This window comes from Aliiruegeria haliotis (assembly GCF_003003255.1).
Taxonomy (GTDB): domain Bacteria; phylum Pseudomonadota; class Alphaproteobacteria; order Rhodobacterales; family Rhodobacteraceae; genus Tropicimonas; species Tropicimonas haliotis.
On record NZ_PVTD01000001.1, the window covers coordinates 131869 to 152282 of the forward strand.

At 64.2% G+C, this 20414-nt stretch carries 17 protein-coding genes; 11 read left to right on the forward strand and 6 right to left on the reverse strand.

Annotation, left to right across the window (positions count from 1 at the left end; genetic code table 11):
- Positions 1–38 precede the first annotated feature (38 nt).
- From rpoD to ribD, 7 genes are all read left to right on the forward strand, one after another.
- Complete coding sequence (gene rpoD, locus CLV78_RS00620) at positions 39–2042, forward strand: RNA polymerase sigma factor RpoD (protein WP_106202844.1); 2004 nt, start codon at positions 39–41, stop codon at positions 2040–2042.
- A gap of 18 nt (positions 2043–2060) precedes the next feature.
- Positions 2061–2330 (forward strand): HlyU family transcriptional regulator, encoded by a 270-nt coding sequence (locus tag CLV78_RS00625; protein WP_106202845.1) that lies wholly within the window; start codon positions 2061–2063, stop codon positions 2328–2330.
- Between the two features lie 460 nt (positions 2331–2790).
- Positions 2791–3210 (forward strand): hypothetical protein, encoded by a 420-nt coding sequence (locus CLV78_RS00630; RefSeq protein ID WP_106202846.1) that lies wholly within the window; start codon positions 2791–2793, stop codon positions 3208–3210.
- 33 nt (positions 3211–3243) lie between these two features.
- Positions 3244–3687, forward strand: a complete 444-nt coding sequence (locus tag CLV78_RS00635) for a hypothetical protein (RefSeq protein WP_106202847.1) — start codon at positions 3244–3246, stop codon at positions 3685–3687.
- Positions 3688–3704: 17 nt separating this feature from the next.
- Positions 3705–4121, forward strand: a complete 417-nt coding sequence (locus CLV78_RS00640) for a secondary thiamine-phosphate synthase enzyme YjbQ (protein ID WP_106202848.1) — start codon at positions 3705–3707, stop codon at positions 4119–4121.
- 127 nt (positions 4122–4248) lie between these two features.
- Positions 4249–4716 (forward strand): transcriptional regulator NrdR, encoded by a 468-nt coding sequence (gene nrdR / locus CLV78_RS00645; protein WP_106202849.1) that lies wholly within the window; start codon positions 4249–4251, stop codon positions 4714–4716.
- Between the two features lie 4 nt (positions 4717–4720).
- A complete protein-coding gene (gene ribD, locus CLV78_RS00650) occupies positions 4721–5824 on the forward strand; it encodes a bifunctional diaminohydroxyphosphoribosylaminopyrimidine deaminase/5-amino-6-(5-phosphoribosylamino)uracil reductase RibD (protein WP_106202850.1) in 1104 nt (367 codons plus the stop codon).
- Positions 5825–5901: 77 nt separating this feature from the next.
- On the opposite strand, the gene CLV78_RS00655 is transcribed toward ribD, so the two are convergent.
- The 3 genes from CLV78_RS00655 to CLV78_RS00665 all read right to left on the reverse strand — a co-directional run bounded on the left by CLV78_RS00655 (position 5902) and on the right by CLV78_RS00665 (position 10763).
- On the reverse strand, positions 5902–7944 hold the full coding sequence (locus tag CLV78_RS00655; protein WP_245924795.1) for a capsular polysaccharide biosynthesis protein: 2043 nt from the start codon (positions 7942–7944) through the stop codon (positions 5902–5904).
- A gap of 7 nt (positions 7945–7951) precedes the next feature.
- Positions 7952–9082 carry a polysaccharide biosynthesis/export family protein gene (locus tag CLV78_RS00660; RefSeq protein WP_106202851.1) on the reverse strand — a complete coding sequence of 377 codons (1131 nt, stop codon included), beginning with the start codon at positions 9080–9082 and terminating at the stop codon, positions 7952–7954.
- Between the two features lie 421 nt (positions 9083–9503).
- On the reverse strand, positions 9504–10763 hold the full coding sequence (locus CLV78_RS00665) for a capsule biosynthesis protein (protein ID WP_483860568.1): 1260 nt from the start codon (positions 10761–10763) through the stop codon (positions 9504–9506).
- A gap of 245 nt (positions 10764–11008) precedes the next feature.
- Between CLV78_RS00665 and CLV78_RS00670 the strand changes: the two genes are divergently transcribed.
- From CLV78_RS00670 to CLV78_RS00680, 3 genes are all read left to right on the forward strand, one after another.
- Positions 11009–11596: a riboflavin synthase gene (locus tag CLV78_RS00670; RefSeq protein WP_106202852.1), complete on the forward strand. Its 588-nt coding sequence runs from the start codon at positions 11009–11011 to the stop codon at positions 11594–11596.
- Between the two features lie 176 nt (positions 11597–11772).
- A complete protein-coding gene (locus CLV78_RS00675) occupies positions 11773–13596 on the forward strand; it encodes a M3 family oligoendopeptidase (RefSeq protein ID WP_106202853.1) in 1824 nt (607 codons plus the stop codon).
- A 758-nt stretch (positions 13597–14354) separates the two neighbouring features.
- The gene (locus CLV78_RS00680; RefSeq protein ID WP_106202854.1) at positions 14355–14606 is read left to right on the forward strand and encodes a hypothetical protein; all 252 of its coding nucleotides are present in this window, start codon (positions 14355–14357) and stop codon (positions 14604–14606) included.
- Between the two features lie 24 nt (positions 14607–14630).
- Here the strand turns inward: CLV78_RS00680 and CLV78_RS00685 are convergent, their stop codons facing one another.
- Positions 14631–14930 (reverse strand): DUF4389 domain-containing protein, encoded by a 300-nt coding sequence (locus tag CLV78_RS00685; RefSeq protein WP_106202855.1) that lies wholly within the window; start codon positions 14928–14930, stop codon positions 14631–14633.
- Positions 14931–15217: 287 nt separating this feature from the next.
- Entirely contained in the window at positions 15218–16186 is a 969-nt protein-coding gene (locus tag CLV78_RS00690) for a Gfo/Idh/MocA family protein (protein ID WP_106202856.1), read from the reverse strand.
- A 318-nt stretch (positions 16187–16504) separates the two neighbouring features.
- Between CLV78_RS00690 and CLV78_RS00695 the strand changes: the two genes are divergently transcribed.
- A complete protein-coding gene (locus tag CLV78_RS00695) occupies positions 16505–18343 on the forward strand; it encodes a PHA/PHB synthase family protein (protein ID WP_106202857.1) in 1839 nt (612 codons plus the stop codon).
- A 179-nt stretch (positions 18344–18522) separates the two neighbouring features.
- Here the strand turns inward: CLV78_RS00695 and CLV78_RS00700 are convergent, their stop codons facing one another.
- A complete protein-coding gene (locus CLV78_RS00700; RefSeq protein ID WP_106202858.1) occupies positions 18523–20133 on the reverse strand; it encodes an MFS transporter in 1611 nt (536 codons plus the stop codon).
- Positions 20134–20414 lie beyond the last annotated feature (281 nt).

The following is a 20414-nucleotide window of genomic DNA, read 5'->3' on the forward strand; positions in this document are numbered from 1 at the left end:
GCGAAACGAATCATTCTCCCGCGAGACAGGAGTTCTAAATGGCTGCCAAGGACACCGAAGACCGCAAATCCGACGACTCCGAGCAGGAAATCACGCTCGACATGTCGCAGGCTGCGGTCAAGAAGATGATCGCCGAAGCCCGCGAAAAGGGCTACATCACCTACGATCAGCTCAACACGGTCCTGCCGCCCGAACAGGTGTCCTCCGAACAGATCGAGGACGTGATGTCGATGCTCTCCGAGATGGGCATCAACGTGATCGAGGCCGAGGAAACCGAAGAGGACGAGAGCGACAAGAAGTCGGGCTCCACCGAGGTCGTGGAAACCTCGACCTCCCGCGAAGTCACCGTTGCCACCACGGAGACCGAGAAACTCGACCGCACCGACGACCCGGTGCGGATGTACCTGCGCGAGATGGGCTCGGTGGAGCTGCTCTCCCGCGAGGGCGAGATCGCGATCGCCAAGCGCATCGAGGCTGGACGCAACACGATGATCGCCGGGCTCTGCGAGAGCCCGCTGACCTTCCAGGCCATCACCATCTGGCGCGACGAACTCCTTTCCGAGGAGATCCTTCTCCGCGACGTGATCGACCTCGAAACCACTTTCGGCAGCGGGCTGGAAGGGGACGATGACGATGCCGCGGACGAGCCGGTTGTCGAGAACCTGAACGTCGAGGCCAAGCCGGCCCAGAAGTCGAACGAGCCCGAGTACGACGCCGACGGCAATGTCATCAAGGCCGACGATGACGACGAGGAAGAGGAAGAACAGGCGAACATGTCGCTTGCGGCCATGGAAGCCGCGCTGAAGCCGAAGGTTCTGGAAATCCTCGACCGCATTGCCCGCGATTTCTCCGACCTGGAGGAAATGCAGGACGCGCGGATGTCGGCCACCCTGAACGAGGACGGCACTTTCTCCGCGCAGGAGGAAGCGACCTACCAGAAACTCAGGGCCGAAATCGTCGAGTTGGTGAACGAGCTTCACTTGCACAACAACCGGATCGAGGCGTTGATCGACCAGCTATACGGCATCAACCGCCGGATCATGTCGATCGACAGCAACATGGTGAAGCTGGCCGATCAGGCCCGCATCAACCGCCGGGAGTTCATCGAGGCCTACAAGGGCTACGAGCTGGACCCGACGTGGATGGAGCGGATGACCGAGAAGCCCGGCCGGGGCTGGGCCGCGTTCTTCGAGCGCTCTTCCGACAAGGTGGGCGAACTGCGGAACGAAATGGCACAGGTCGGTACCTATATCGGCGTCGACATCCCCGAGTTCCGCCGCATCGTGCAGCAGGTTCAGAAGGGTGAGAAAGAGGCGCGTCAGGCCAAGAAGGAAATGGTCGAGGCCAACCTGCGCCTGGTGATCTCGATTGCCAAGAAATACACCAACCGCGGGCTGCAATTCCTTGATCTCATTCAGGAAGGCAACATCGGCCTGATGAAGGCCGTCGACAAGTTCGAGTACCGCCGCGGCTACAAGTTCTCCACCTACGCGACGTGGTGGATCCGTCAGGCCATCACCCGTTCCATCGCGGATCAGGCCCGCACGATCCGGATCCCGGTCCACATGATCGAAACGATCAACAAGTTGGTCCGTACCGGTCGCCAGATGCTGCACGAGATTGGCCGCGAGCCGACGCCGGAGGAATTGGCAGAAAAGCTGCAGATGCCGCTGGAGAAGGTTCGCAAGGTGATGAAGATCGCCAAGGAACCGATCAGCCTCGAAACGCCGATCGGCGACGAGGAGGACAGCCAGCTTGGCGATTTCATCGAGGACAAGAATGCCGTCCTGCCGCTCGACTCCGCCATTCAGGAAAACCTGAAGGAGACGACGACACGGGTTCTCGCCTCGCTCACCCCGCGCGAGGAGCGGGTTCTGCGGATGCGTTTCGGTATCGGCATGAACACAGACCACACGCTTGAAGAGGTCGGCCAGCAGTTCAGCGTGACCCGTGAGCGGATCCGGCAGATCGAGGCGAAGGCGCTTCGGAAGCTCAAGCATCCGAGCCGCTCGCGCAAGCTGCGCAGCTTCCTCGACCAATAAAGAAGGGAAGGCGGACAGATGTCGCTCTTCAAGAAGCTCTTTGGCGGAAGCCCGAAGCCGGAGGCCGAGCCAGAGAGCTACAAGGGGTTCCTGATCTACGTCGAGCCGATCAAGGAGGCCGCCGGCTTCCGTGTCGCCGCCAGGATCGAAAAGGTGGACGAGGGAGAAACCCGGAGCCATCAGCTCATTCGCGCCGATGTCTGCAATTCTGAAGAGGATGCGCGGAACATCACGACGCAGAAGGCGAAATCCCTGATCGACGAACAGGGGGATCGTCTTTTTGGCTAGATTTGTTTGAGGGGCGATCGCCCCTCGCTCTGCCAAGTTGATATCTTCGAAACCACGTCAATGGCGCGCCGATCTCGGCGCGCCTTTTCCTATTCGTGGGTGGTGCGACTTCGCTGGCGGGAGAGACACTTCCGGCGCACCCGGTTTCCCACGCGCGCGCATTGGCCGTGGAATCTTCGCTGCTGGGATCCACGCCGACGCTATGCGATTGTGCCGATGGATATGCCTCGAGAAGACATCATCGCGCGAAAGGTTGCCTTTCAAATTCAGAGGATTACGTCGCCAAGTTGAACCGGGTGCCGGTGCCTGCAACGTCGCCCAATGCGCCACAAGCATCGCTCGACCTGCCTCAGGTTGCCACCGGCGCGCGGTTTCCGATTGTGGTGCCGGGGCTGCCTTGGCATCCTTGTGCGCAAGAAGGGCGGCCAACTGCCGACCTCGGATCCCGGGAGGAAACGGAATGAGACGCTTCGTATTCGTGGCCTCGGCCGTCGCCGCAATCGGCCTTGTGGGACTGACCGGTCCGGCCGCAGAGGCGCAGGCCGTGCAGCGCTATTCCGACGGCAACAATATCGCCGTCACGGGCACCGCGCAGGGGTTCGAGGTCTTCGGACGGGCGGGGTCGACGGGGGCCGACTACATGTGCGCGGCCGGTGAGTTTTCGCATGTCCGACTGAATGCCCGCAACAACGACAGGATGGTGATGACCCGTCCGCTCGGTCCCAGCCCGACGACGCCCGGCCGCCAGTCGATGGAGTTTGTCCTGCTCGGCCCCGATGCGCGAACGCCATGGGGCGGAAGCATCTTGCAATACCCCCGCCGCGCAGGGCTCAACCGGAGCGTCGGTCACGCCCGGGGACTGTGCAGCCGGTCGGACTGATCTGCGTCTGAAGCCCCAGAGAGGAAGCATCGCATGAAACAGTGTTTTCGGCTCGCACTCGTCGCATTGCTCTGCCTTGGTGCAACCTCTGCGGTGGCAAGGATGTACTGGGCGGAAAACCGCATGCAGGCAGAGGCAAACCCGGCGCGGGACGGCGTATTCGAGGTCTTTCAGAAAGCCACGGCGGGACCTTCGGACTATTGGTGTGCAGCCGGCGACTTCGTGCGATGGAAGAAGGGGCAGGCGGGCGCGACCCGGGTCTACGTGATGCGTGGAATGGGGCCTAGCGAGGTTCGCCCCGGGCGGACATCCGTAATCTTCACCTATGTCAAATACCCGGAGGTGGCGGAGCTGTCTGCCGCGGAGCAGGGGTACTCGGTCTCGATCAGCAAGGTCGGATACAACTTGCGCGCCTCCCATGGCTACGCCATGTGCCGTGACAGTATCCAGCGGTTCCGTGGCCGGGGATTGTTCTGAGCAGGGAACAGGTTGAAATGCAGACATTGCTCGAAATCGAGACCTGGGGGCCGGGGCTGTACGAGTTCACACGCGACGTCCAGGGGTGGCTCGAAGGGCAGGGAGCTGCCGCTGGTCTTCTGACTTTGCTGGTGCGCCACACTTCCGCATCCCTTGCCATTCAGGAAAACGCCGACCCCGAGGTGCGCACGGACCTGACGGCCTTCTTTTCGCGGCTTGTGCCACCGTCCAGCGACCCCTCCATGCGCTATCTTCGTCACACCTATGAAGGTCCCGACGACATGCCCGCGCATATCAAATCGGCCCTGCTTCCGGTCACGCTTTCGATCCCGGTTTTCGAGGGCCGGATGCGGCTGGGCACCTGGCAGGGGATCTACCTTTTCGAGCATCGCGACCGTCCGCATCGCCGTCAGGTTGCCGTCCATTTCGCGTGAGAGTCGGAAGGGCAACACCAAGATAGTGTATGTGGATAAATCCTCTACCCAAGCCATGGGCGGCCCCCTATAGTCGTAGCAACAAGAGGGGAAGTATCCCCCAGGAGCAGAGACGAGAGGGGACAGGATGCGCTGCCCGTTTTGCGGTAACGTCGATACGCAGGTGAAGGATTCCCGGCCTGCAGAGGACCACGTGGCGATCCGCCGACGGCGGTTCTGTCCGGCCTGTGGCGGCCGCTTCACCACCTACGAGCGCGTGCAATTGCGCGACCTCGTGGTCATCAAGTCCAACGGCCGCCGCGAGGATTTCGACCGCGACAAGCTGGAGCGCTCGATCCGCATCGCGTTGCAGAAACGCCCGGTCGAGCCCGAGCGCATGGACCAGATGATCTCTGGCATCGTGCGTCGGCTGGAGAGCATGGGGGAGACCGATATCCCCTCCAAGACCATCGGCGAGATTGTGATGGAGGCGCTGGCCCGGATCGACACCGTGGCCTATGTCCGTTTCGCAAGCGTTTACAAGAACTTCCAGGCCGCGGACGATTTCGACAAGTTCGTCAGCGAGCTGCGCCCCCCCGAAGGTCCGCAGGAGTAATCCGATGACATCCGATCGCCGGTTCATGGCGATGGCGCTGGCCCTCGGGCGGCGGGGATTGGGCAAAGTCTGGCCCAACCCGGCGGTGGGCTGCGTGATCGTCAGGGATGGCATCGTTGTCGGGCGCGGCTGGACCCAGCCCGGAGGCCGACCGCATGCCGAGCCGGTGGCGCTTGCGCAGGCCGGAGGTGCGGCGCGCGGGGCAACGGTCTACGTCACGTTGGAGCCCTGTGCGCATCACGGCAAGACACCGCCCTGCGCGGAGGCGTTGGTGGCTGCCGGCGTGGCCCGTGTGGTCGCTGCGCTCAGGGATCCTGATCCGCGCGTCGACGGGGGCGGTCTTGCCCGCCTGCGTGCCGCCGGGATCGCGGTGGAAACCGGCCTGATGGAGGCCGAGGCGCGCCGCGCCAATGCAGGCTTCCTGAGTCGTATCCAGTGCGGGCGTCCGCAGCTGACCCTCAAGCTCGCCAGTTCCTTCGACGGTCGCATCGCCACCGCGACGGGCGAAAGCCAGTGGATCACGGGGCCGGAGGCCCGGCGCATGGTTCATGCCCAGCGGGCGCGCCATGACGCCGTGTTGGTCGGTGGCGGGACGGCGCGCGTCGATGACCCGTCGCTCACTGTGCGCGGTCTTGGTCTTGCCCGGCAGCCCACGCGGGTCATCGCCTCGGCACCGCTCGACTTGCCGGTCGACAGCAAGCTGTTCCGCGAACTGGACGTGGCGCCGGTCTGGATCTGTCACGGACCCGACGCGCCGCCGGATCGACGCGAGAGGTGGCGCAACCGTGGCGCGCGGCTGTTCGAGGTGCCCACCGGGCCAGACAATGCGCTTGATCCGGTGGCCATGTTTCAGGCGCTGGGAGGCGCGGGCCTGACCCGTGTCTATTGCGAAGGCGGTGGTCGCCTCGCTGGAAGTGTGCTGGCCGCGGGCCTCGTGGATGATTTGGTTGCCTTTTCCGCCGGGCTTGGGCTGGGCGCCGATGGTCTGCCCGGTCTTGGTGCCCTCGGCCTGACGTCGCTGGACAGGGCTCCTCGCTTCGTGCTGGATCGGGTCCAGCAGGTCGGACCGGATGTGATGGCGCTGTGGCGTGCCGCAGGGGCTGCGTGACCTTCACGCCATGGTTCTCGGCGCGTCCGTTGCACTGTCGCATGCCCGGCGCGGAAGGGCTCTGACAGCCCAGAGTGTCACCGCCAGAGCGGGGCAAGGCTGGCGAAAACACCCTGAAGCTTCGAAAGGGCGCGGTTTGCCGGGCCACCGCCCGCGACCTGCCCGTGTTCCAGCCTGTCGACGATCACCTCGACCGGGCAGGGGGTGTTGGTGACCGGGTCGTGATAGCGGGGATAGGCGATGAGCGCCGCGTGAACCAATCCCGCAAGTGTTGGCCGGGCCATTCGCCGATCCGGCGCGGCGCCATGATCCCGTGTCAGGCCCCAGCCGGCATAAAACGGCATGCCCAGGCAGGTCACCTGACGACCGCGCAACAATGCCTCGAACCCCAGCAGTGACGTCAGGGTCCAGACCTCGTCCACGGCCTCGATGAGCGGGATCGGGTTGCATCCCCGGACAACGACGTCAGCCAGCTCCGCGAGCTGTTCGGCAGGTACAGCGCCGTTCCGAAGGCCTGCCTCGACATCCGGGTGGGGCTTGTAGATGACAACGGAGGTCGGGTTGGCAGCCCGCGTGGCGTCCAGAAGGGCAAGGTTGGTGCGGACCTCGCCACAGCCCAGACGGATGGAGGCATCGTCTTCGACCTGTCCCGGCACCAGGATCCGGTGCCCGGTCGGCAGATCAGGTATTTGGGCGCTGCCGATATTGTACTTGCTCAGGCGCGCCGTTGTCAGGCGGGTGATCAGGCGTTCAGCCCGCGCGATGTCCCAGTCCGGAAGCCCTGCCGACGATCCGACAAGCTGTTCCAGGCGGCTTTCGTGGCCGGGGTCGTAGTAGATCCCGAGGTCGTCGGCCACCAGCGACATCGGCGGTACAAGCTCGGCGCCCAGCCCTTTGGATCGGAGGAAACCATCCTCGGCCCGAAACAGGGGAACATGCGCGCGGGTGGATTCTTCTGGCAGCCCCTCGGGGATGCGGCTCGCCCACGCCAGCACCGGGCGCCCGCTCTGCGCCACGTTAGAGGAGGCAAAGCGCACCCCCCCGCCCTGTCCGTAGAACCGACGCAGCGGCGCGCGTTTCCACAGCCGCATGCCAGTCGCGGTATAACCCCGCCGGTCCTCCCTGAAGGCGCGGACGCGTGCCTCCATCCCGTCGATCACATCTTCCAGCGCGCACAGGCGGTCGCGCCAGGGATCGTACCAGGTCGGGTGCAGGATCATGGCGGCGGCAAAAAGCTGCGCGCGGGTCAGGTGCCGGTGGCGCCGGTCGACCGGGCGGTCGTCCTCTGTCAGGCCCCAACCGGCATAGAACGGTTGGCCAAAGACATGCGGACGGTGGCCCGCCAGGATCGCCTCGAACCCCATCTGGGAACTGACAGTGTACACCGCCGTGGCGCCGTCCAGCAGTGCATGTGGCGACACCGGGGCCTCCAGCAGCGAAACCTGTTCGGGCAGGGGCTCGCGGCCAAAGTGGCCCTTTCTATGACCTGCGGCGGTTTCCGGATGGGTTCGCAAGATGATCCGCGCGCCGGGATGGTCGATCTGCGCAGCCGTCAGCATTTCCCGGAAGCTGGTGGCGGAGGCGCCGCCGTGACGGATCGAGGCATCGCCCTCGGTCTGGTCCACGACCAGTACATAGCCCGGCGCCGGCGGCGCCAGATCGGGGTCGAAGGCGTTGTACTTGCTGAGCCCGATGGCCCTGATCCGCGCCATTGCCGTGCGCGCACGATCCAGCAGTGGTGTGTCGTCCAGCGGGTGGCTGGCCAGCAGCGTTTCGAGGTCCGACGGGGTGGCGCTGTCGAAATGGACGCCTGTGCGGTCAAGTTGCAACCCGATGGGAGCCTCGCCATCGCGGCCGGTGCGGATGGACCGCAGGAAGGCATCCTCGATCCGCAGGATGCGGGCCCCGCATTTCTGCGCCACCTGCTCCCCCCGTCCCGAGGTCGGGCTGCGCCCCCAGACGCCAACCCAATCGTCCGGCCCGGGCCGCCCGTTTGTCACCTGCCAGCCCGACAGCATCAGGATGCGCCGGATGCGGCGGTTCAGGAAACCACCGTTGAAAACGAAAAGCCGCCGTGGCTGGGAGTCCACGGCGGCCGTGTCGATGCTGCGGTCGTTCACGCGACCCCTATCTGGCCAGTGTCGAGTAGTTGGCCAATGGGTTAAGGGTGCCGGTGATCGCCGAAAGCGTCTTCTGCCATTGCACGAAGGGCGCTTCGGTGACGTAGAGCGTGTCATCGTCGCGGATGGCGAAGTCGCGGGCTTCGAACATGCCCGTCGGTTCGGTGAGGTCCAGCACGTAGACCAACCGCTGGTCGCCAACCAGGTCATTGCGGCCAAGCACGGCCCTGGCAATGGCTTCCGGCTCGTTGCGGAAGATGAAGACGCCGGTTGGATCGGCGAGGTTGGAATTCAGCCCGCCCACTTGTGCGATCGCTTCGATGGCGCTGAGCGTCTGTGTCTCGAACCGCACCCGGTTCTGGGTGCCGGTGGCGCCCAGAACGGAGAAAGCGCGGGTGTCTTCCTGGATGAGGATTTTGTCGCCGCCGCGAAGGGCGATATCGAGTCGCGGATCGGCATAGAGGTCGTCGAACCAGACCTTGGACTTCGCGCCGCCACGGACGACGTTGATCTGCGCGATCTCGTTGGGGATCGTAAGCCCGCCTGCGCGAGCGATCATGGCGCTGAGGGTTCGGGTCGGGCGTTCGATGGCGAACACCCCCTGTTCGGCGACCCCGCCGACAACGGAGACCGATGCGCCGTCCCCGGCGAGCCGGGTGACAAGCACCTGCGGGTCGGGTGTCTGGGCGTCGAGTTTCTCGGTGATGATCTGGCGCAGGCGCTCCGGGGTGTTGCCGGATGCCTTGATGCGGCCTGCGTAGGGCACGAAGATGAAGCCGCTGCCGTCCACCTGCACCTCTTCGAGGCGCGTGGCGACCTGGCCCTGATCGGCCAGCAGCCCGTCATCCACGTTCTCCCAGACCGTCAGGCCAAGGGTGTCGCCAGGCCGGATCGTGTCGGACCCGACCAGTCCGGCCTTCAAAAAATCGCTGGAAAACCCGAGTATCGGGGTCACGGAGGTAGCGCGGGTCACGCGATCATTGACAGAGACGACAAACGCATCACCGTCTTCGAGTACGGATCCGGAAAAGATCTCTTTCTTGCCCGGACCGGACCGCGGCAAGGCGCATCCACTTACAATGGACGCAGCAAGGCACAGAGCCAGCAATTTGGCCCAGCGGGATGTCTTGGTATTCACTGCTCGGGCTCCTTGACGGATTTCTGCCTCAAGTTTTGCGTTCAACCCTACAGGGCGACGGCAAAAAAGGAAGTGTGGGCTTGCACCCGATTCGGAGTGTTGCCCGCAGGACGCGGTGGCTCCGGGTGGTCTCGCAGCCGATTCCTGGCCCAGCGAGGCAGGCTGGAGGCGGGTGCCGAGGTTGACGTTCGGGACCCGACACGGACGTCCGGTCACAGCTTTCGGCAGGCGTGTTGGGGCGGTGGTTGGCGCCGTTGCCGGGCGGGCTTTGCAGGAGCAACAACTTGGGCGTTGCTGGCGGAAGCGCCTCCATCACCCAATCCACGGATCGCGCGGCAATGTGCGGGTATGCCGTGCCTTGCCCCTTGCACCTGCCTGGCCGGGCCGTGCTTTGCGGAACGGATTTCCGCCACAACGCCTGCTACTTGACCACCCGAAGCTGGTGCCTCGGCGCGGCATTTCCGGTTGCCAGCGCCTCGTAGGGGTCCTGGGGCGCGAGGATCATGTCGACAACCTGCCGCATCAGCCGCCGCCGCCCGCCGCCGGAGTAGAACCCGCCCGTCACCTGCGACGTCTCCAGCAGGTAGGAGCGATAGTCGCGATAGGCGCGGCTGTCGGGGCGTTTGGGGTGGGCGAAGAATTCCGCCAGCGGCTGGGTCGAGACAAACTCGGGCTTGGCATAGACCGACGTCCCGAACACCCTGATCGGCAGGCCACGCCAGAGCACCTGCTGCCCGGCCGTCGAGTTGACGGTGACCGCGCTGCGGGCATGGTCGAGGAGCGCCGCGAGCTTGCCGCCGCGGACGTGGTGAACCCGGTCCGACACCCCGTGTTGCGCCGCGAGGCGGCGGATGTTCTGGCGGAGCGGTGTGCGTCCGTCTTCCAGAGGATGGGCCTTAAAAACAAGGTGGTGGTGGCGGGGCGCACCCTTCGCGAACCCTGCGATGCAGACTTCGAGGAAGTCACCCATGGTCTCGAATGGACTGTGGTGCTGAAAGGAGCTGTCATGCTCCAGTTGCAGGAGAGCGAGGTGGTAGGGATAACCAGCCCGGACGATCCGCCGGGTCGCGATCTGCCGGTCGAGATAGTGAAACGGCATGCTCAATAGCCGGTTCAGGTGGAGCACGAACTCCCGCGTGACCGGCAGCGCACGATGTGGGCGGAAGTGGGTGTAGCGCCGGTTTCGGAACATGACATGCCAATGGTAGAGCGCGCCGAACCAGACATGCTGCCGGGTGTCGCCCCAATGGGTCGGCGTGTCCGGCAGGTCGAGATCCGATTCCGCAAGTGTTTCCCGCATCGTCTCGACGGAAAGGTCCATCAGCCGCGAGTTTCCGTTCGATCCGCCACGCTCGTAGGTGACCCAGTACGGCCGCAAGTACCCTTCCTCGAACACATGGACGGTCAGCCCGGCTGCCTTCGCAATCGTGACCGCCACGGCGTGGATTGGCCGGGTGTCGCCATAGAGCACGATATCGGTGATCGCCTTGTCCCGCAGCAGCGCGGCACAGGTCTCCGGCCAGGTGCTCTGGGGCGCGTCAAAGGCGATGTAGCTGGACGTGTCGGGCCAGTAGGCCGCGTCTCCGGCATTGAACCCGACGCGCCAGACCTCCGCGCCCGCGGCACGAAGCATGTCGCCGAGGGTTGCCAGGAAGGGACCGTGAGGCCCCTGAAGGAACAGGAACCGCCGGCTCTGCGCGAGCCGGGCGCCGGACGTGGGATCCGCGTGTGGGGGATTGTGCGGTGCCGTCAATTCGATTCCATTCTGGCGCTCCGGCGCAGTTTCGCCGATCCGCACCAGAATGCCAGCCTTTCATGCCGGGAATGGGGCGGAAGCTGGGCGTGGTATCCCGCCGCACGCTTTCCCCTTGCCCGATTTGCGCACCGGGGATACCTGCGTTGAGAGAAAGCAATGGAGATCCGCAGATGTTCACCGGAATCGTCACCGACCTGGGCGAAATCAGGCAACTGGAGCGGCGCGGCGACCTGCGCGCACGGATCGGAACCGCATACGACATGGCTGGCGTGGACCTGGGCGCATCGATCGCCTGCAGTGGAGTCTGCCTGACGGTGGTGGACAAGGGCGACGACTGGTTCGCGGTTGATATCTCGGCAGAGTCCATTTCGAAGACCAATATCGGCGATTGGGCCGAGGGCGGCCGGATCAACCTTGAGCGCGCGCTCAAGGTGGGTGACGAGCTGGGGGGGCATATCGTCTCCGGACATGTGGATGGCGTCGCCGAGGTAGTTGCCATGACCGACGAGGGCGACAGCACCCGCGTGACATTCCGTGCCCCGGAAGCGCTGGCGAAGTTCATCGCCCCCAAGGGATCGGTGGCGCTCGACGGTACGTCCCTGACGGTGAACGAGGTCGATGGCTGCGATTTCGGTATCAATTTCATCCCGCACACCAAGGAAGTCACCACCTGGGGCCGTGTCGCGATTGGCGACCGCATCAACCTCGAAATCGACACGCTTGCCCGCTACGTCGCGCGGCTCGCGGAGTTCGACTGACAGGCGCCCCGACCCCGCGCACCCTGCGTGCTTCCCCGGCTGGAGACTCTTCACGGCCACCACGCCTGCGGAGCCGCAGGTCAAATCTGCGCCGCAATCCCACGCAACGCGAAACCACCGCTTGAAGCCCCCGCCGAGACTCCCTTTATTGGGCCAAGCACAAAAGAGGTTCCAACATGACAGAGTATCAGCCCCGTCCCGTGTTCGACACCGATATCGCCGGTCAGGCCGGGTTCGGCGACCTGCCGGAATGGGATCTTGGCGATCTCTACGCCAGCCCGGACGCGCCGGAGTTGAAGCGCGATCTCGACTGGCTGGAGCAGGCCTGCCTGAGCTTTGCCGAGGATTTCGAGGGCAAGCTGTCCTCGCTCGGACATGCGGAACTGCTCGAATGCGTCCTGCGCTACGAGAAGATCGACGTGATCGCCGGCCGCATCATGTCCTTTGCCGGGTTGCGGTACTACCAGAACACCACCGACGGTGAGCGGGCGCAGTTCCTCGGAAACTGCCAGGAAACGATCACCAATTTCACCACGCCGCTGGTGTTCTTCACGTTGGAACTGAACCGGATCGAAGATGACCGGCTCGACCTGCTGATGAACGAAAACGCGGATCTGTATCGCTACAAGCCGATCTTCGACAAGTTGCGCGCGATGAAGCCCTACCAACTGTCCGACGAGTTGGAGAAGTTCCTTCACGACCAGTCGACGGTCGGGGCCTCCGCCTGGAACCGCCTGTTCGACGAGACCATGGCCGGGCTGGAATTCGAGGTGAAGGGCGAGACCTGCAACCTTGAAACCACCCTGAATTTCCTCACCGAGCAGGACCGGTCTATTCGCGAAGCCGCCTCTCGGGAGTTGGCGCGTGTTTTCGGCGCCAACATCAAGCTCTTCGCCCGCGTTCACAATACCCTCGCCAAGGAGAAGGAGATCGAGGACCGTTGGCGCGGCATGCCGAGCCCGCAGACGGGCCGCCACCTGTCCAACCAGGTCGAGCCGGAGGTGGTTGAGGCGCTGCGTGATGCGGTTGTCGCGGCCTATCCCAAGCTGTCGCACCGATACTACGACCTGAAACGCAAGTGGCTCGGGCTCTCCACGCTCGAGGTCTGGGACCGCAACGCGCCGCTGCCCATGGAAGACACCCGCATTGTCGACTGGCAACAGGCGCGGGACACCGTCATGTCGGCCTATTCCGGGTTCAGCCCGAAAATGGCCGAGATCGCGGAGCCGTTCTTCACCCGGGGCTGGATCGATGCCGGCGTGAAACCGGGCAAGGCACCGGGCGCCTTTGCGCATCCCACTGTGGCCGAGGTCCACCCCTACGTGATGCTCAACTACCTCGGCAAGCCGCGGGACGTGATGACGCTGGCCCACGAGCTTGGCCATGGCGTGCACCAGGTGCTGGCTGCGGGGCAGGGCGAACTGCTGTCGGCGACGCCGCTGACACTGGCCGAGACCGCCAGCGTCTTTGGCGAGATGCTGACGTTCCGCAAGCTGCTTGATGACGCAACCGACCAGGCGCAGCGCAAGGTGTTGCTGGCCGGCAAGGTGGAGGACATGATCAACACCGTTGTCCGCCAGATCGCGTTCTACGACTTCGAGTGCAAGTTGCACGACGCCCGCCGCAAGGGCGAGCTGACACCGGAGGACATCAACGCGCTCTGGATGTCCGTTCAGGGCGAGAGCCTCGGCCCGGCATTCTCTTTCATGGAAGGCTACGAGACCTTCTGGTCCTACATCCCGCATTTCGTGCATTCGCCGTTCTACGTCTATGCCTATGCCTTCGGGGATGGTCTGGTGAACGCGCTCTATGCCGTCTACGAAGAGGGCGACGCGGGCTTTCAGGAAAAGTACTTCGACATGCTCCGCGCCGGCGGCTCCAAGCATCACAAGGAGCTTCTGGCCCCCTTCGGGCTCGATGCGAGCGATCCGAAGTTCTGGGACAAGGGGCTCAGCATGATTTCCGGGTTCATCGATCAGCTTGAAGCGATGGAGGGCTGACGCCGCGCCACCAGCCCGGCTCGCTTCCCCTGCGAACTGCGGCGCGGGTATAGCCTCCGTGCGTCATGGTCATCTTCATGGGCACGGCAACCATCCGGCGTCATGGGATGGCGTGAGGTGTCCGCGTCTGTCCAAGACGAACAAGATACGAACGAGCATCGGCATCGGGGCAGTTCCCTCGACTGTGAATTGCCCGTTGGTAGGGGGTGTTGCTCTCGGACAAGCCGGCGGGCTGGTGCTGGCCATGAACTGCGCCTGCCCGGCGGTGTGACGGATGTATGAACGGTCCGGTTTCGCCGCCGAGGATGAACTCTGCCTCGGCGGCCGCTCCGGCCCACAGGCGATCCTGCGTCGTCTGCTTCCCTGTTCGTCAGGCCCCGCCGGGCTTGCAGAGACATGCCGATAAGGCCTTGAAACGGAACCTGTCTGCCGTGGCCAAGTCAAACCAACCTGCGCGCTGGCAACCATGCAGAACAGGGGTGTGAAGGTGTTTCCGAATGCCGGCAATTGGCACCTGGCCGTGTGCCACGAGTACTTGGGGCGGCGGCGGGAAACGGGGGCTTCAAAAAAACAAACTTTGGGCGTGCGGGCCAAAATGTGGTATCGTTTCACCATTCAGAGAAGGAGTTCTTGCCATGTCAAGATCGTGCCTCTTCTCGGTAGTATTTGGAGCCTGTCTCGCAATTCCTGTTCCCGCCAGTTCGATTCAGGCGGCTCAAATCATTCCCGAGCGACCCCACACCGATGAGGTCGAAACGATGACAACCTATCGCGAGGAGCTTTTTGCCCTCTATTCCGTCTGTTCGGATGCCGCATTGGAACGCATCCTGTCGCGGCACGAGGTCGATCACTGCTACGATGTCTACATCCGGCTGAAGCTGTCGTTTGTGAAAGGTGTGACGCTGGAGCAGTTCAAGGCGATGCCGGCGGCGAGTCGCACGGTTGCGAACACGAAAGGCTACACGGCCTATCGTGCCTGGCTGCACTCGCGGATAACGCATGGCCGCTAGGATGCGACGCGCCGTCGTGCTGGCTCAATCCAGGTCCGTCCAAGGCCAGGGTTTCACTTCGCTGGCGGCGGTCTGGTAGCGCGCGGCCTTGGCGATCCAGATGCCAAGATCCGTGCCGAAATCGGCCAGCCGCTCGTTCGGTTCCCGGTTGTTGATCAGCATGATCACCAACTGGACGATGGTGGCGACCATCAGCACCGTGCTGGCAATGCCCAACATGAAGTAGATGATGAGCATGTAGACGATCCGCAGCAGTATCGGGTCTTCGCTTCCCGGGTCGGGCTGCGGGCCGTGCAGACGGCCGTCAATTTTCTCGTTTTGCATTGCGTGCGCTCCGCTGTCTCGTGCCCAATGTACCCGGCTGTCTCGGGCAATCAACGGCCCCAAAGGTCGCTGCCAGCGCGGGCATTCCCGATCGCAACAATGGACAGAGCCGCCGTTCAGCTGGTCGCATTGTGCAAACACACGCGGCAGGAGCGGCGGCTGGGGTTTCGGTCGCGCGGAGCCTGTATCTGCTGCCATCCGCATTGACCTAGCACCTCTTGGGTGCGGCCCGGTGTCCGCCTTGCAGTGGTATACCCGCCTACGGCCGCCACCGGCCTGACAAACGATCAACCCGGATCGGCGGCGAACATGCGATCGATCATGACCTGTGTGCCAACGCTGAACTCCAGTGGGCAAGGGTAGGGAACGCCGTCGCGCAGGCTCTCTCCGAAGGCTTCCACCTGCACCACGTATTGGTTCAGCCCCGGCCAGCGTTCTGTCAGGATGGAGCCATCCGGGCGGATAAGGTCGAGCCGCGCCTCCCCGTGAACATTGGCGTTGAACGGATAGGCCAGCCGCAACAGGCCGCTTTCGCCGTGGAAGGTCATCTCCTGGTACGGGGCAAGCCGGGTCGACAGCAGCATCGAGAAGTGGAAGGACGGGAAACGCGCTTGGGTGCGCGACAACACGTCGACCCCGTTTTCATAGGTGATCTGCGCGCTGATCTCTTCCGGTTCCTCTCCGGTGGCGAACCGCGTCGTCCCGATGGGATAGACGCCGATATCCCGGATCGCACCGCCGCCCATCTCCGCCAGGTTGCGGATGTTCTTCACATCCGCACGGTTGTTGTAGGAGAAAGCGCCGTGAACCTGGTGCAGGGGACCGATTGCGCCATCGGCAATCAGTTCTCGCGTCCGGAGCCACTGCGGATGTTGCACAACCATGTAGGCCTCCGCCGCCAGGACGCCGGCTGCATCCCGCGCCGCGATCAGGCTGTCGAACTCCGTGGCCTCCATTGTCATCGGCTTTTCGCACAGGACCGCCTTGCCGGCCTTCATCGCCTTCAGGCTCCACTCGACATGCAGGGTATTGGGCAGCGGGATATAGATCGCGTCGATTTGCGGATCGGCCAGCATCGCATCATAGCTCGGATGCACCCGAATGCCCGGAAAAAGCGCTTCGAAAGCGGCGGCCTTGTCCGGCGAGGAGGTCGCAAGCGCCTCTACCCTGGCGCCGCGGGCGGCGTGGATGGCTGGCCCCATATGCTCCCGTGCGAACTTTGAAGCTCCCAGAATACCCCAGCGGATCACGCGCATGTTATTATCCTTCTCTTGGCAATTTTCCCGGTCGAAGGCACGTCGACCCGGGCGGTCGCGGCCAGCATCCTCCACCTTCGGGCCAGTGTCAAAGACGGCGCTGCAGCATTGGACCCGCCGCCATGCAGCAAAATCGTCAAATGGGACTTTTAACGCTTTGGGAAGTGGTTTCGGCTACACGAAAACGGTTTTATTGTTGCGCTAACGGTGCGCGTAGGTCGCAGTTACACCGTTGGATCGCGGGAGGATAACCGTGTTGCTGCATCGCGGCGTGCGCGAGTCGCGCCTTTCGTGCAGTGAACAAGAAACGAGGTAGCCATGACGACGAGCAGATCCGCAGCCAAACGCCCGGCGGAGGGCGAAGTGACCTCCACGGCCGGCCGGACGCCGGCAAACACGACCGCCAGGCCAACCCGTGCGGACAAAGCGCCGAAGACCGACGCGCCGAACACTGCAAACCGGCGATATGAAAACCTCGACCGTTCCATCCGAGCCAAGTCGGCGCAGATGACCAACGGCCTCTCACCCAACGCGTCGCAGGCCGCCTGGACCGACTGGGCCAAACATCTCGCGCGTGCGCCCGGGCGGCAGCAGGAACTGGTCGAGCGGGCGCTGGACAACACCCAGACATTCTGGCTCGGCATGATGGGGTTGGGCGATGGTTTCGAACCCCGGCCGGGTGACAACCGGTTCCGGCACGAGGGATGGGACAGTCCTCCGTTCTCTGTCTGGAAGCAAAGCTATCTGGCAGTGGAGGACTGGTGGCGCGCTGCGACCACCGAAGTGCGCGGTATGCGCCACAAGTCGACCGACCGGGTGGCTTTTCAGGCGCAGCAGGTCCTTGACGCGCTGGCGCCTTCGAACTTCCCGCTGACCAACCCCGAGGTCATTGGTAAGACGCTGGAAACACAGGGTCAGAACTTCGTGGACGGCGCCCGGAACCTGTCCGACGACCTGGCGCGGGAACTGACCGGCGAGCCGGAGCGAATGGAGGGGTTCACCGTGGGCGAAAACATCGCCTGCACCCCGGGCGAGGTCGTGTATCGCAACGAGTTGATGGAGTTGATCCAGTACACGCCGACGACCGGCGCGGTGCACCCGGAACCGATCCTGATCGTCCCGGCCTGGATCATGAAATACTACATCCTCGACCTCAGCCAGAAGAACTCGCTGATCAGGTACCTCGTGGAGCAGGGCTTCACGGTCTTCGCGATCTCCTGGGTGAATCCCGATGCCAGCTTTGCCGAATACGGGCTGGATGCGTACCGCAGGCTGGGTGTCATGGCGGCACTCGATACGGTGGGCGCCATCGTGCCGGATGAGAAGGTGCATGCCTGTGGCTACTGCCTCGGCGGCACGATCCTGTCGATTGCGGCGGCAACCATGGGGCGCGAGAACGACGAACGACTGGCATCGGTCACGCTGCTCGCGGCCCAGACCGACTTCACCGAGGCAGGCGAGGTGATGATGTTCCTCGACGAGAGCCAGATTGCCTACCTCGAGGACATGATGTGGGATCAGGGCTACCTTGATCAGAAGCAGATGGCCGGTGCGTTTCAGGCGCTGCGCGCGGAGGATCTCATTTGGGCCAAGGCGATACGCCGCTACTTGCTGGGAGAGCAGGAGCGGCCGTTCGACATCTCCGCATGGAATGTCGACGCGACCCGGATGCCCTCCAGGATGCACTCGGAATACCTGCGCGGCCTGTTCCTCGAAAACCGTCTGTCGGGCGGGCGTTTCATGGTCGACGGACGGGCCATCGCCCTGCGCGACATCGAGGCGCCGTTCTTTGTTCTGGGCACGGAGAAGGACCACATCGCGCCGTGGAAATCGGTCTACAAGATCGGGCTCTTCAACGAGAACGAGCAGACGTTCGTGCTGACGTCCGGCGGCCACAACTCTGGCATCCTTTCGGAGCCGGGCCACGCGCGCCGATCCTTCCGCATGGGGTACCGGGCTGCCGACGAGCATTTCGAGGACCCCGCGACCTTCGTGGAGAACCACGAGAAGGTGGAGGGATCCTGGTGGCCGGTCTGGGTGGATTTCCTGACCGCGAAGGGCCGCGACGGCATGGTGCCAGCCCGGGCCATCGGCGCGCCCGAAGCCGGGATCACCCCGATCTGTCCGGCTCCGGGTACCTACGTGCTTCAGGAGTGATCACGGGAAGGCCTTGATATCGCTCCGCGAATGACAGGGGCGTCGCGAGGACGCGGCGCTCTGCCAATTGGGCGGCACATCGGTCGGGCTGGCCCATGTTGCGGTGCGTCGCACCTGAAGGCTTTTGCGGGTTTCAGGCTGGCTCGTCGGTCGTCCCGCGCAAGCCGGTCGCGCCATCCCTAGGCGCGATGCGATTTGGCATGTGCGTGTTCGGGGTCTGCCGGACGCTCGATCCAGCGCCTGGCCAGTGGCGGCGTTTCGCCCGTGTGCAACGCCAACAAGCGGTCGTAGTTTTCCGCATCGGTGGTCGTCCGCCGCGCCATGTGGCGCAGGTAGGCCGCCCACGTCGGCACGCGGTAGGTCTCGTGCCACAGGTCGGGCTGCGCGAGGTCACGGTAGAGCGACCAGCTATGCGCACCGTCGCGGAGCCGGATCACGCGGCGGTGCGCCATCAATTCAAGAAAGGTATCGGTCTTTGCCACCGGGATCACGAATTCGACCGACACCTTGATCGGGCCGCTCTCCATGTCGATGTCGAGCTCCACGTCGGGGACCCGGAACCGCCCGTGCGGATCGAGGTTGCCCTGTCTCTCGGCGGGCAGCCGCATGACAAGGCCGATCGCGGCGCCTGCCAGACAGGCAATTGCGGCGCATTGGAGCGCGACCCCGACGCCGCCGGCCTCGGCAACCCGCCCCCAGACATAGCTGCCAAGTGTCATGCCGCCGAAGGTGAAGACCTGGAACATCGACATGACCCGGCCTAGCACCCATCGCGGTGTCGACAGCTGCGTGGCGACGTTCAGCAGCGACATCGCGGATTGCCAGGCGATCCCGGTCAGGAAGGCCGCCGCGCCGGTCGCCACGACATTGGTGGATTGCGACACGCCGAAGAGCCCCAGCGCCAGGCCGAGGAAGGCAGTGCGCACGATGGTCTCGTTCTGGAACCGGGCGCGGACCCGCCGCAGGGTCAGGGCGACCAGCACGGCGCCCATGCCGAAACAGGTGAGCATCATCCCGAAGGTCAGCGCCGTGCCTTGCAGCAGATCCCGCGCGACGATGGGCATGAGCGCGAGGATCGAGACCGCGGCGAAGCCGAATGCGGAGCCACGGATGAGGATCTTCAGGTGATCCGCCGACAGCGAGGCATACCGCAGGCCCGCGCGCAAGGCACTGCCAAGCGGTTCGCGGGGCAGCGGGTCGGGTTCGCGCGTCGGTTTCCAGCCGGCAAGGGCGAAGATGACGGGCACATAGGTGATCGCGTTGATGGCAAAGGCCGCTGCCGCACCCAGCGCCGCCACGACAAGGCCACCGACGGCCGGACCGGCGCTGCGCATCAGGTTGAAGCCCATGCCGTTCAGCATAACCGCCTGCGGAAGGTGCTCCCGAGGAACCAGGTCGCCGACCGACGCCTGCCAGGAGGGCAGGTGCATCGCAGCCCCGCACCCGATGGCGAAGGTAAAGGCCAGCAGCCCCCATGGGCCGATCATCCCGGCCCAGGCCAGTCCGGCAAGCGCGGCGGATGTGAGCAGCATGAAGGTCTGTGCCGCGAGCATCACCGTTCGCCGTTCGTAATTGTCGGCAAAAACTCCACCCAGAAGCGACAGCAGCGCAAGCGGCAGGGTGATTGACCCCTGCACCAGCGACACCATGGCAGGATTCGGTGTCAGGGATGCCATGAGCCACCCCGCGCCCACGCCCTGGATCATCCCGCCAAGGTTGGTCACAAGCGAGGCTATCCACAGCATCCGGTAGGTCCGGTACTGGAAGGGGGCAAACGTGGCGCTGGCCATGGGGCAGGTCCCTCGACAATTCAGGGCTTTGAGTCAGCAATAGGGGATCTGTCGGGTGGGCGCCATGCCGCCGTGTGCCAAGTCGCGCGCACAACACTTGGGGAGCCGCCTCGATCCGGTTTGCGTGCTTCGGCGCCAAGACATCGGTGCCCTGCGGTCAAGGGGATGGCGGTGGATCCGAGCCCATTGGATCGCTGGCGATCTGACGGGACAGGTCTGATTGCCCATCGGGAGTGCCCTAAGAAGGCGGCGCTGCGGACAGCGGGATTGGCGGGGATCCT

What these genes read in the sequence shown, in the direction of transcription:
- rpoD (WP_106202844.1), top strand. Translation starts at nt 39, where the DNA reads ATGGCTGCCAAGGACACCGAAGACCGCAAATCCGACGACTCCGAGCAG.
- CLV78_RS00625 (WP_106202845.1), top strand. Translation starts at nt 2,061, where the DNA reads ATGTCGCTCTTCAAGAAGCTCTTTGGCGGAAGCCCGAAGCCGGAGGCC.
- CLV78_RS00630 (WP_106202846.1), top strand. Translation starts at nt 2,791, where the DNA reads ATGAGACGCTTCGTATTCGTGGCCTCGGCCGTCGCCGCAATCGGCCTT.
- CLV78_RS00635 (WP_106202847.1), top strand. Translation starts at nt 3,244, where the DNA reads ATGAAACAGTGTTTTCGGCTCGCACTCGTCGCATTGCTCTGCCTTGGT.
- CLV78_RS00640 (WP_106202848.1), top strand. Translation starts at nt 3,705, where the DNA reads ATGCAGACATTGCTCGAAATCGAGACCTGGGGGCCGGGGCTGTACGAG.
- nrdR (WP_106202849.1), top strand. Translation starts at nt 4,249, where the DNA reads ATGCGCTGCCCGTTTTGCGGTAACGTCGATACGCAGGTGAAGGATTCC.
- ribD (WP_106202850.1), top strand. Translation starts at nt 4,721, where the DNA reads ATGACATCCGATCGCCGGTTCATGGCGATGGCGCTGGCCCTCGGGCGG.
- CLV78_RS00670 (WP_106202852.1), top strand. Translation starts at nt 11,009, where the DNA reads ATGTTCACCGGAATCGTCACCGACCTGGGCGAAATCAGGCAACTGGAG.
- CLV78_RS00675 (WP_106202853.1), top strand. Translation starts at nt 11,773, where the DNA reads ATGACAGAGTATCAGCCCCGTCCCGTGTTCGACACCGATATCGCCGGT.
- CLV78_RS00680 (WP_106202854.1), top strand. Translation starts at nt 14,355, where the DNA reads ATGACAACCTATCGCGAGGAGCTTTTTGCCCTCTATTCCGTCTGTTCG.
- CLV78_RS00685 (WP_106202855.1), bottom strand. Translation starts at nt 14,930, where the DNA reads ATGCAAAACGAGAAAATTGACGGCCGTCTGCACGGCCCGCAGCCCGAC.
- CLV78_RS00690 (WP_106202856.1), bottom strand. Translation starts at nt 16,186, where the DNA reads ATGCGCGTGATCCGCTGGGGTATTCTGGGAGCTTCAAAGTTCGCACGG.
- CLV78_RS00695 (WP_106202857.1), top strand. Translation starts at nt 16,505, where the DNA reads ATGACGACGAGCAGATCCGCAGCCAAACGCCCGGCGGAGGGCGAAGTG.
- CLV78_RS00700 (WP_106202858.1), bottom strand. Translation starts at nt 20,133, where the DNA reads ATGGCCAGCGCCACGTTTGCCCCCTTCCAGTACCGGACCTACCGGATG.